We start from the raw sequence: 10,516 nt of genomic DNA on the forward strand, positions 1-10,516 counted from the left end.
ATACTGCTTCCATGAGGAAAAACAGACTAAATTTTATCCTGTGGCGTATCGGAAGAGCCAAATTCCTCAAGCTCAATAAAATCATCTGACTTTGGCGTTGAAGAAAGAATATCTTCTTCCACTGGTCGTAAATTGTCTTCTTTCTTTTCCGCATGCTCCACACAGGTCAGAGCTTGCGGCATTGCCTCTAAACGACCAATTGGAAGCTCTTTACCACATACCGCACATTTGCCGTATGTGCCGTCAGCCATTGCTTGAAGGGCTTCTTTTATTTCCTCTGCATTATCACCGCGATGTTCATCAATAGCCATTTCTGTAAGTTGATCCGTTAAATCACTAGCATTATCAGCTGGATGATTATCATAATTCGATAGCTCTGTCGCTTGTGGTCGCTCCGATTCCTTTATTCGTTGTTCTATTGTTTGTAATTCTTGCTCTAGTTGTCTTTTAAATTTTTGCATAACTTGTTGATCCATAAAAATCCCCTCCTCATGCCTTCATATTTTCCTCATTTACGATTTCTAAAACATGTCAGCAATAAGGATGCTTTTATTTCCTCGTATAAGCTATAATCGCATCATGTAAAAATTGTGCTGCTCCCGTCGCACTTCGCTCGTCATAGTAAGCAGTAAAACGTTCATCCGAGATATACATTTGAGCTAGCCCAGCATGTGCCTCTGTTGAATATTCCTTCCACGTAAAGCTCAGCCAGCGTTTATGCAACTCAGCTACTTCCATCGCCAAGTCACTTGTAGCATCACCAAGCTCCATTGCTTCTGCTAAACGCTCAAACATTTGCTGCTCTAACTGCTGCATTGCTTGATATTGTTGTTCTGTCATATTCATCAGCTTAGCATTCGAAGCATCCACTGTTTCATCTCCATATTTGGCGCGAATTTCTTGGCCATATTGCTTTTCATTATCCTCGATTAACTTTTCTTTAAAACCTTTAAATTTTTCTTCATTTGACATTGGTCGTTCCTCCTCAATGGATTGTATTGTTTTTTCTACTGTCTGCAAGATGGTTTCAAGCTGCTCCTTGCGTTGAAGCAAAGCAGCTCTATGTGTTTTTAGCGCCTCGGCATGTTGAAAGTTAGGCGCCTGAATAATGGCCTGAATCGTTGCTAGCTTCATATCCAATGCACGATAAAATAAAATCTGCTGTAGCATATCAATTTCATATTGGCCATAAAATCGATAGCCTGCCTCATTGGTTCTAGCTGGCTTCAGCAGCCCAATTTCATCATAATAGCGTAATGTTCTCGTACTAACTCCCGACATTTGGGCTAGCTCTTGAATTGTATATTCCATGTTGTCACCTCCCACTAATGCTACTGTAAACTTTGACGCAACGTTAAGGTCAATAGCAAAATGAAAATAAATTTTCTAAACCATATTCATCCTTTCAGTTCATATAATTCCATAAATACCTATAAAGCAATTTTTACTTGCCGATATGAATAGTAAATATTTCACAGGAGCGTGATAGGATGAAGTGTCCAAATTGTCAGCATGAGAATCTTTCAGACAGCAAATTTTGCTCTGATTGTGGCAGTAAACTTATGAATTCATCATTATTAAAACAAGGTATCCCAACATGGGCAATTATCGTATTATCGGTCTGCTTTCTTGCCATCGGTGGACTAGGCTATGCATATTGGGACTTTTTCACTGATAAAAAGAATCAAACTACTACTTACTCAGAAGTAAATGATAAGCAACAGGTAAATACACAGCAAGTTTCCTCTGAAGAACTCACAAAAAAACAAGAAGCTCATGCACAGCAGGTTGATCGTGTCACCCTAATAAAGGAAATTCAACAAAAGGTATTCACGGTCCTCAGTAACAATAGTCAAGGTTCTGGCTTCCTGTATAAAAAGGGTGGTTATGTTATTACAAATGCACATGTTGTTCAAGGAGAAGTGGATGTCACGCTTCGTAATGCCAATGGTCAAGAATCACCAGGAACGGTTATCGGTATATCAGACCGCTACGACATTGCTTTAATTCATGCACCTAGCTATCAAGACACACAACCGTTGGGAATTGAAACAACCGAATCACCTATTGGCTTAGAGGTTATTGCATTTGGTAGTCCACAAGGCTTTGAAAATTCAGCATCTATTGGCTATATAACAGGCAATAAACGGGACATGAAGCTTGAAAACTTTATTTATAAGCAAATTTATCAGGTAGATGCACAAATTGATAAGGGGAGTAGCGGTGGCCCATTGGTTGATGTCAATACAGGCAATGTCATAGGGATTAATTCTCTACTTTACACAACTGAAACAAGTACTAACTTTGCTTTCTCCATCCCTCTTTACAGTATGCTTGACCAATTTGAAGGATGGGTTGCTAAACCACTTTCTGCAAATGAGGTTCGTGCTGTTGCGAATGTTTATGAAAATAGTCAACAATCCACTATTGAAACAAAATCCACTAACGAAACAGATGCTTTGCTAGCAGGGCAATTCGTGCAAGCATTCCGTCTCTATTACGAGATGGCACTGAATGAAGGTGATTTTTATTGGATTATTGATATGCTTGCACCTGACAGTTCAGCTTATCAAGAACTAGAGAAATATATTAATGAAATTGCCTATCAAGGACATTACTTCTATTTTACTAATAATGAAGTGCTAGATGTACAATATTCAAATGGTCAATATTTCGTGGATATGAATGAAACATTTGATTTTTATGATGCACAAGGGAATTACCAATTCTATGATCGCTATAAAACCTATACAGTTATAACAGATGATTACGGTGCTTTTAAAATTTCTCACATTACCATTCACTAATAATTTCTTTGTCATTCGAAAACAAGGAAAAAAACAATCAATCGGAATGCTTTTAAAGTGTCTCAAAGGTTAGACACTTTTTCTTGCACTTACTACCTCAAATTTTCCCTTCATGATCAACTTCTTCGTCTATCATTTTTTATAAGAAATAAAAAAACTATACATTCATCTAATGCCGATGAATGTATAGTTTAATGATTAATTATTTAACAAAAATTTCTTCCACTTGATCTAGCATAATGTTGGCTGCTAAAATGCCTCCAGCAGTATTCCAAATAACATCATCTACTTTATGTGCATTGCCTTTTTGAACAGCCGTTAGGTTTTTCCAAAGTGGATCTTGTGTCCACTCCTGTTCAGTTGATAATGCTGAATCATCACCTGTTGGCATGTACGTGAAGTAGAAAATAACATCCCCATCCATTTGAGGAATTGCTTCTTTTCCTACTTCAATCGCTAAGTTACCTAATTTTGCATTATCTTTAAATAAATCTGCTTGTGCTGGCACACGTTTAAATCCTAAAGCATCAAAAATAACGCCTGAGAATGAATCTGTGTAATAGATACGAGATTTATCTGCCATAAAGCGTACAAATGAAACTTCTTGGTTTGTTTGTTCTCCAAGCTTTTCTTTCAGCGCTAGTAACTTATCTTCGTAGGCTTTTAGCACCTCTTGTCCCTTTGTTTCTTGATTTACTGCTTTTGCGTATAATTTAAAGTTCTCTTTCCAATCACCACGTAATGTGTCTGAAAACACAGTTGGCGCAATTTTGCTAAGCTTCGCATAATCTTTTTCTTGTCGTAATTTATTACCGATGATTAAGTCTGGCTTTAAAGAAGCGATTTTTTCGATATTAATTTCATGTTCGATACCGACAACTTCCACACCGTCCATTTGATCCTTAATGTGATCATACCATGGATCGCCTGTCCAAGATTGTACTGCACCTACTGGTTTAATTCCTAGTGCTAATAATGCTTCTGTTCCTTCATTTGTTAAAACAACGATACGCTTTGGTGTATCTTTTACTTCAGTTGTACCCATTGCATGTTCGACACTGTATGCATTGCTTTCTTTTGATTTCTCATCTTTGGTAGTATCTTTAGAATCGCCACATGCTGCTAGCACAAAAATAGCCATAACAGCTAGCAAAACTAATAGTTTTTGAAATGCTTTTTGCACCTTTTCTTCCTCCATTGTATATGATAAAATGTTTAGGCATATTAGACGAGAATGAAAATCACTTTCATCTAAGATCGATATTAATCGTATTGTATGTATCTATTAATGTCAATCATTAATTTAGTAATTTTTTAGAAAAGAGTATAGTTCAATATGATATTAAAAAATAATTATTCCAAGATAATGGCTTTACTAGTAGGGGTTGTTCTCTTACTTCTTTGTATGGGGATTAGTATTGTTTACGGTTATGCGAATACTTCTATTCAAACGACCTATGAATCTTTTATACAATTTAACAATTCAAATGAGCATATTATTATTCAAAATGTTCGTATTCCAAGAGCACTTATAGCCAGCTGTGTTGGTGCTTCGTTAGCTATTACAGGCGTGCTTATGCAAACCTTAACAAAAAATCCATTAGCCTCTCCAGGAATCTTGGGTATCAATGCAGGTGCAGGCTTTGCTGTTGTCTTTGCCATGATTTTTTTCCATATTTCCAGCTTGCAATCTTTTGCATGGATCGCATTTCTAGGTGCAGCAATCGCTGCTTTATCCGTTTATGCGATTAGTTTTTCAGGTAGGGATGCTGTTACTCCCGTGAAAATCACTTTAGCAGGGGCTGCCATTAGTGCACTTTTTGCTTCATTTACACAAGGTTTACTCGCTACTAATGAAGCTGAACTCGATCAAGTATTGTTTTGGTTAGCTGGCTCTGTACAAGGTAGAAAACTTGAAATTCTACTTTCTGTTCTTCCTTATTTAGTAATCGGATGGATAGCAGCACTCATTATTTCTTCCAAAATGAATATTCTTGCTCTTGGAGATGATGTAGCAAGAGGATTAGGATTACGATTAGGGCTGATGAAAATCTTAGTAGGACTTATCGTTATTTTTTTAGCAGGTGGCGCTGTTGCGATTGCTGGTCCCATTGGTTTTATTGGCATTGTCGTTCCCCATTTTGCGCGAAAGTTTGTCGGCACTGATCATCGATGGCTTATTCCTATGGCTGCGTTACTTGGAGGGATACTTTTATTGCTGGCTGATGTTGCGGCTCGTTATATTATTATGCCCCAAGAAGTTCCAGTAGGAGTTATGACGGCTATGATTGGCACACCATTCTTTATTTACCTTGCGCGAAAAGGTGGAAAAAATAAATGAAACATGTAAAAACAATTCGTTTACTTCAACAAAAATTTTCTTTTTTATTAGATGTACAAGCTGCAAAAAAATTAATGGTGATTAGTCTACTAGCAGTTGCTGTTTTCTTTTTTAGTGCATCATTTGGTGATTCTTTCATCAATCCATTAAAGGTTTTACAAGCTTTTCTTGGTTACGGGTCAGATTTTGATCAGCTAATCATTATTGATTTCCGAATGCCTCGGATTTTCATTGCTGCCTTTGCTGGAATGGCGTTAGCCGTAGCAGGTGCCATTTTACAAGGAATCGTAAAAAATCCACTTGCCTCACCTGATATTATCGGGATATCAGCTGGTGGTGGTGCAGCAGTTGTTGGATTCTTAGCTATTTTCAGTGATTCTAATCACTCTTTAACAGTTAGTATAGAATGGTTACCATTAGCAGGCTTTATAGGAGCTACTGTTGTCGGATGTATTGTCTATCTATTTGCTTGGAAAGATGGTGTCACACCAAATCGTCTTGTCTTAATCGGTATTAGCGTGTCAGCTTTTATGCAAGCTATTACTACCATGTTAATGATTATCGGGCCAATTTATCAAGCAAGTGAAGCGAATAAATGGATTACGGGTAGTGTCAAAAGTGCAGATTGGGATCAAGTACAAATCGTTGTACCATTGATCATCGTTCTACTACTTATTACATTCTTTATTACACGACAGTTAAATGTTCAAGAACTAGGTGATGATACAGCGTCAAGCCTAGGGCAATCTGTTCAAAAAACACGCCTTTACTTAATCCTATTATGTTCCAGTCTAGTAGCGAGTGCTATAGCATTTGCTGGCGCCATTGGGTTTGTAGGATTAATGGCACCTCATATTGCACGACGCATTGTTGGTTCATCATTCGGTGTACTTATTCCAGCATCTGCAGCAATCGGAGCATTGCTTGTGATGATAGCAGATATTATTGGTCGTACTGCTTTTAGCCCGTTAGAAGTACCCGCTGGTGTCTTTACCGCTGCCATTGGTGCTCCCTATTTTATCTATTTACTATTTAGAAATCCTAATAAATAAAGGAGTCTATACTACATGACTGAATCGTTATTAACCAAATCCCTTACATTAAGTTATGGTGATTCCAATATTATAGAAGATCTCAATTTATCTATCCCTTTGAATGAAATTACTGTATTAATTGGAGCGAATGGCTGTGGTAAATCCACACTCCTACGCTCCATCGCTCGATTATTAAAACCTAAAAAAGGTTCCGTTCTATTAGATGGAGAGGATATTTTTAAATTATCAACAAAGCAGGTGGCTAGAAATCTTTCGATTCTTCCCCAATCCCCTGTTGCACCAGAAGGCCTAACTGTCCTACAGCTTGTGAAGCAAGGTCGCTATCCTTACCAAAGCTGGCGTCAACAGTGGACGGAAAAGGATGAAGAAATCGTATTAAATGCCTTAAGAGCAACAGGCACAGAGCATTTACAAGATAGACCAGTGGATGAGCTATCAGGAGGACAACGTCAACGTGCTTGGATTGCTATGACGCTTGCTCAAGATACCGATATTATTCTTTTGGACGAGCCTACGACATACTTAGATTTAACTCATCAGATAGAAGTTTTAGATTTATTGTACGAGTTAAACCAACAGCAAAAGCGAACGATTATTATGGTATTACATGATATTAATCTCGCATGTCGCTATGCCGATCATATTATTACTGTCCGTGATCGTGGTGTCTATCGTCAAGGTAAACCAGAAGAAATTATGACAACTGATTTAGTTAGTCATGTGTTTGACCTTGATTGCCAAATGACGACAGATCCAATATTTGGTACACCTCTATGCATTCCATATGGAAAAGGACGTAGAATTTCATAGCTTCTTAGTAAAATTAAAAGCCTACACAGATTAAACTATCCTGTGTAGGCTTTAATTTATGGTAGCTATATTATAAATCTATGACTAAAATTAAAAAGTGCAGTAGATGAATTTCATCTACTGCACTTAGTATGACCCGTACGGGATTCGAACCCGTGTTACCGCCGTGAAAGGGCGGTGTCTTAACCACTTGACCAACGGGCCAATGGCGGAGAAGGAGGGATTTGAACCCTCGCGCCGGTTACCCGACCTACACCCTTAGCAGGGGCGCCTCTTCAGCCTCTTGAGTACTTCCCCAAATAAAAAATGGCTCCGAAGGCAGGACTCGAACCTGCGACAACCTGATTAACAGTCAGGTGCTACTACCAACTGAGCTACTTCGGAATAATGGTGGGCCTAAATGGACTCGAACCATCGACCTCACGCTTATCAGGCGTGCGCTCTAACCAGCTGAGCTATAGGCCCTTGGAGCGGGTGATGGGAATCGAACCCACGACATCAGCTTGGAAGGCTGAGGTTTTACCATTAAACTACACCCGCATAAATGGTGGGTCAGGACGGAATCGAACCGCCGACACTTAGAGCTTCAATCTAATGCTCTACCAACTGAGCTACTGACCCATTTCGTCCATGCTAAGCTTGCTCACTCTTTTGCTTCTCATGTTTTTCATTATAATAATGGCGGTCCCGACCGGGATCGAACCGGCGATCTCCTGCGTGACAGGCAGGCATGTTAACCGCTACACCACGGGACCTTTTGGTTGCGGGGGCCGGATTTGAACCAACGACCTTCGGGTTATGAGCCCGACGAGCTACCACTGCTCCACCCCGCGATAATGATATTCTGTTTCGAGTTTTTAAAGCACCATTTATAAAAATTTAAAACTGGAGGAGGTAGAGGGATTCGAACCCCCGCGCGGTGTTACCCGCCTGTCGGTTTTCAAGACCGATCCCTTCAGCCAGACTTGGGTATACCTCCGTTACACTATATAAATGGTGGACCTTGCAGGACTCGAACCTGCGACCGGACGGTTATGAGCCGTCTGCTCTAACCAACTGAGCTAAAGGTCCTTTAAGATGGCGGCAGAGGGGATCGAACCCCCGACCTTACGGGTATGAACCGTACGCTCTAGCCAGCTGAGCTACGCCGCCAGGATCTTTATACTGGTTATTTACTATGGTGGAGCCTAGCGGGATCGAACCGCTGACCTCCTGCGTGCAAGGCAGGCGCTCTCCCAGCTGAGCTAAGGCCCCATAATTTTAGGAAATGGTCGGGAAGACAGGATTCGAACCTGCGACCCCTTGGTCCCAAACCAAGTGCTCTACCAAGCTGAGCTACTTCCCGTTCGTTCTTTTGGCGCGCCCGACAGGAGTCGAACCCATAACCTTCTGATCCGTAGTCAGACGCTCTATCCAATTGAGCTACGGGCGCATAATAAATGGTGCCGAGGACCGGAATCGAACCGGTACGGTAGTCACCTACCGCAGGATTTTAAGTCCTGTGCGTCTGCCAGTTCCGCCACCCCGGCACATTTGGAGCGGAAGACGAGGTTCGAACTCGCGACCCCCACCTTGGCAAGGTGGTGTTCTACCACTGAACTACTTCCGCATGTGCATAAGTTTTTTTATCTGGCAATGAAAATAATGGTGCGGGTGAAGGGAGTCGAACCCCCACGCCTTGCGGCGCTAGATCCTAAGTCTAGTGCGTCTGCCAATTCCGCCACACCCGCTTATTATTATTTCAAAATGGTGAGCCATGAAGGACTCGAACCTTCGACCCTCTGATTAAAAGTCAGATGCTCTACCAACTGAGCTAATGGCTCGAAAAAATGGTGCCGGCTATAGGAATCGAACCCACGACCTACTGATTACAAGTCAGTTGCTCTACCTGCTGAGCTAAACCGGCATATGGTGGAGGATGACGGGCTCGAACCGCCGACCCCCTGCTTGTAAGGCAGGTGCTCTCCCAGCTGAGCTAATCCTCCTGGGTATTATGCCTAGCGACGTCCTACTCTCACAGGGGGAAGCCCCCAACTACCATCGGCGCTAAAGAGCTTAACTTCCGTGTTCGGTATGGGAACGGGTGTGACCTCTTTGCCATCATCACTAGACTATTTTATGTATCTTGTTTTGAAGTTGTTTACCTGTCCTTCAAGACAAGAATTATTGTATAACGTTTTTTAACATTGTGCAATACTTTTTTATAAAAAAAAGAAATTATTACTTTTTAAAGATATTTTTGTTAAGTAAGAGAAAATATTGCCCTACAAAATATTATATCAATTGTTGTTTCAAAAGAAAACAATTATTTTTCTTGATATGTTTTATAGCCTAAAATCTATAATAAAACAAGTGAAGGTCTTATAATTTCCCTCACTTGTTATCTAATGAAATGGTTGAAAGCTCTATTGTTAATCTTGTAATCTCTTCAATTGTTGTCGAAGGTCCAAAAGAGATTCTAAAAAATTGGCGTGCTGCTTCCAAAGAAAAACCCATCGATAAAATAGCCTTCGTTCCAGATTCACTATGAATATCACATGCGCTACCTGTAGAGATACAGATTCCCGACTCGTTCAGCTTTAAAAGAACATATTGGCCCTCTACTCTATCCATCATTACACCACAAATATTAGGTAATTGCTGCTTACATTCTATTAGCTTGCATGTTTCAGGCAGTTTACTTTTTAAAACTCCTCTTAACATCACATAATGTTGTAATTCATATTGATAGTTTTCAATTGCAGCTGCAAAGGCCACAATTGCAGGCGTATCTAATGTACCTCCTCTTAACCCTCTTTCATGTGTCACACCTGGTGTTAATGCTTGCACGCGGATGGAGGGATTTAGATAAACCGCACCACACCCCTTTGGCCCACCTATTTTATGAGCCGAAATTGTAATAGCATCTATTCCTTTTGGTATAGCTAATTTTCCAAATGACTGAACACAATCAATATGACAGTAAACACCTGATTCTCCTGCCAGCTCTATTATTTTCTTCAGAGGCTGAATGGAGCCAATCTCTGAATTAACATGTTGAATGGTAATCAAAGCCGTGTCTAATCGTATTGTTTTTTGAAGTTCCTGCAAATCAATACAACCATCCTTCTGTAACGGCAATTTTGTCACTTCATACCCCATTTTCTCAAGTGTATTCAAAGCTGCGTGCACTGACGTATGCTCAGCTTGAGATGAAATAATATGCTTCCCTTTTTTAGAGGCTAGCGCTAATGACAAGATGGCCATAATATTTCCTTCTGTTCCGCTCCCAGTGAAAATAATACCATCGCTAGTTACGCCTAGAGCTTGCGCTACAACTTCTCTTGACTGTTGTACGAAATAATGCGCTTGTCCTCCTAGATCATGAAGACTTGAACTGTTTCCATAATAACGCTGCGCTACCCCTATATAGGCATCAAGAGCTTCCTTCGTCATAGGTGACGTTGCAGCATAATCCATATAAATCATCATATTCTTCCTCTCTAATTCATCGGGTCTTGTTT

At 40.2% G+C, this 10,516-nt stretch carries 8 protein-coding genes, 20 tRNA genes and 1 rRNA gene; 4 read left to right on the forward strand and 25 right to left on the reverse strand.

The features are described 5' to 3' along the window. Nucleotides 1-26: 26 nt before the first annotated feature. Both OU989_RS17010 and OU989_RS17015 read right to left on the reverse strand, forming a co-directional pair. Nucleotides 27-476, reverse strand: coding sequence for a TraR/DksA C4-type zinc finger protein (locus tag OU989_RS17010; RefSeq protein ID WP_274794188.1), 450 nt, complete (start codon nt 474-476; stop codon nt 27-29). Nucleotides 477-549: 73 nt separating this feature from the next. After that, complete coding sequence (locus OU989_RS17015; protein ID WP_274794189.1) at nt 550-1,311, reverse strand: MerR family transcriptional regulator; 762 nt, start codon at nt 1,309-1,311, stop codon at nt 550-552. Nucleotides 1,312-1,490: 179 nt separating this feature from the next. Between OU989_RS17015 and OU989_RS17020 the strand changes: the two genes are divergently transcribed. Continuing rightward, nucleotides 1,491-2,807: a trypsin-like peptidase domain-containing protein gene (locus OU989_RS17020; RefSeq protein WP_274794190.1), complete on the forward strand. Its 1,317-nt coding sequence runs from the start codon at nt 1,491-1,493 to the stop codon at nt 2,805-2,807. 202 nt (nt 2,808-3,009) lie between these two features. Here OU989_RS17020 and OU989_RS17025 read toward each other — a convergent pair whose 3' ends face one another. Then, nucleotides 3,010-4,005, reverse strand: a complete 996-nt coding sequence (locus tag OU989_RS17025) for an ABC transporter substrate-binding protein (RefSeq protein WP_274794191.1) — start codon at nt 4,003-4,005, stop codon at nt 3,010-3,012. A 138-nt stretch (nt 4,006-4,143) separates the two neighbouring features. Between OU989_RS17025 and OU989_RS17030 the strand changes: the two genes are divergently transcribed. From OU989_RS17030 to OU989_RS17040, 3 genes are read left to right on the forward strand one after another with little or no spacing between them, the layout of a single operon-like run. After that, nucleotides 4,144-5,148, forward strand: coding sequence for a FecCD family ABC transporter permease (locus tag OU989_RS17030; RefSeq protein WP_274794192.1), 1,005 nt, complete (start codon nt 4,144-4,146; stop codon nt 5,146-5,148). Beyond that, nucleotides 5,145-6,200 carry a FecCD family ABC transporter permease gene (locus tag OU989_RS17035; RefSeq protein WP_274794193.1) on the forward strand — a complete coding sequence of 352 codons (1,056 nt, stop codon included), beginning with the start codon at nt 5,145-5,147 and terminating at the stop codon, nt 6,198-6,200. Before OU989_RS17030 ends, OU989_RS17035 begins: the two co-directional genes overlap by 4 nt. A gap of 15 nt (nt 6,201-6,215) precedes the next feature. Next, nucleotides 6,216-7,013, forward strand: a complete 798-nt coding sequence (locus OU989_RS17040; protein ID WP_274794194.1) for an ABC transporter ATP-binding protein — start codon at nt 6,216-6,218, stop codon at nt 7,011-7,013. A gap of 132 nt (nt 7,014-7,145) precedes the next feature. Here the strand turns inward: OU989_RS17040 and OU989_RS17045 are convergent. The 22 genes from OU989_RS17045 to OU989_RS17150 form a co-directional block, all read right to left on the reverse strand. Next, nucleotides 7,146-7,217 (reverse strand) — tRNA-Glu (locus OU989_RS17045). 2 nt (nt 7,218-7,219) lie between these two features. Beyond that, a tRNA-Ser gene (locus OU989_RS17050) sits at nt 7,220-7,310 on the reverse strand. A 10-nt stretch (nt 7,311-7,320) separates the two neighbouring features. After that, nucleotides 7,321-7,397: transfer RNA gene (locus OU989_RS17055), tRNA-Asn, on the reverse strand. Nucleotides 7,398-7,401: 4 nt separating this feature from the next. Further along, nucleotides 7,402-7,478, reverse strand: a tRNA-Ile gene (locus tag OU989_RS17060). A gap of 1 nt (nt 7,479) precedes the next feature. Next, a tRNA-Gly gene (locus OU989_RS17065) sits at nt 7,480-7,553 on the reverse strand. A 5-nt stretch (nt 7,554-7,558) separates the two neighbouring features. Further along, nucleotides 7,559-7,634, reverse strand: a tRNA-Phe gene (locus tag OU989_RS17070). 58 nt (nt 7,635-7,692) lie between these two features. Next, nucleotides 7,693-7,768: transfer RNA gene (locus OU989_RS17075), tRNA-Asp, on the reverse strand. 3 nt (nt 7,769-7,771) lie between these two features. Next, nucleotides 7,772-7,846, reverse strand: a tRNA-Met gene (locus OU989_RS17080). A gap of 53 nt (nt 7,847-7,899) precedes the next feature. After that, nucleotides 7,900-7,992: transfer RNA gene (locus OU989_RS17085), tRNA-Ser, on the reverse strand. Nucleotides 7,993-8,007: 15 nt separating this feature from the next. Next, nucleotides 8,008-8,084: transfer RNA gene (locus tag OU989_RS17090), tRNA-Ile, on the reverse strand. Between the two features lie 7 nt (nt 8,085-8,091). Beyond that, nucleotides 8,092-8,165: transfer RNA gene (locus tag OU989_RS17095), tRNA-Met, on the reverse strand. A 26-nt stretch (nt 8,166-8,191) separates the two neighbouring features. Next, a tRNA-Ala gene (locus OU989_RS17100) sits at nt 8,192-8,267 on the reverse strand. A 14-nt stretch (nt 8,268-8,281) separates the two neighbouring features. Continuing rightward, nucleotides 8,282-8,358 (reverse strand) — tRNA-Pro (locus OU989_RS17105). A 10-nt stretch (nt 8,359-8,368) separates the two neighbouring features. Beyond that, nucleotides 8,369-8,445: transfer RNA gene (locus tag OU989_RS17110), tRNA-Arg, on the reverse strand. Nucleotides 8,446-8,453: 8 nt separating this feature from the next. After that, nucleotides 8,454-8,542 (reverse strand) — tRNA-Leu (locus OU989_RS17115). Nucleotides 8,543-8,547: 5 nt separating this feature from the next. After that, nucleotides 8,548-8,622 (reverse strand) — tRNA-Gly (locus OU989_RS17120). A gap of 36 nt (nt 8,623-8,658) precedes the next feature. After that, a tRNA-Leu gene (locus OU989_RS17125) sits at nt 8,659-8,743 on the reverse strand. Between the two features lie 17 nt (nt 8,744-8,760). Continuing rightward, nucleotides 8,761-8,836, reverse strand: a tRNA-Lys gene (locus tag OU989_RS17130). 7 nt (nt 8,837-8,843) lie between these two features. Beyond that, nucleotides 8,844-8,919, reverse strand: a tRNA-Thr gene (locus OU989_RS17135). Between the two features lie 3 nt (nt 8,920-8,922). Continuing rightward, nucleotides 8,923-8,998: transfer RNA gene (locus OU989_RS17140), tRNA-Val, on the reverse strand. 10 nt (nt 8,999-9,008) lie between these two features. Continuing rightward, nucleotides 9,009-9,124, reverse strand: a 5S ribosomal RNA gene (gene rrf, locus OU989_RS17145). 262 nt (nt 9,125-9,386) lie between these two features. Then, nucleotides 9,387-10,481: a cysteine desulfurase family protein gene (locus tag OU989_RS17150; protein ID WP_274797371.1), complete on the reverse strand. Its 1,095-nt coding sequence runs from the start codon at nt 10,479-10,481 to the stop codon at nt 9,387-9,389. Nucleotides 10,482-10,516: the final 35 nt, after the last annotated feature.

The sequence above is a fragment of the Lysinibacillus irui genome, from assembly GCF_028877475.1.
GTDB lineage: Bacteria > Bacillota > Bacilli > Bacillales_A > Planococcaceae > Lysinibacillus > Lysinibacillus irui.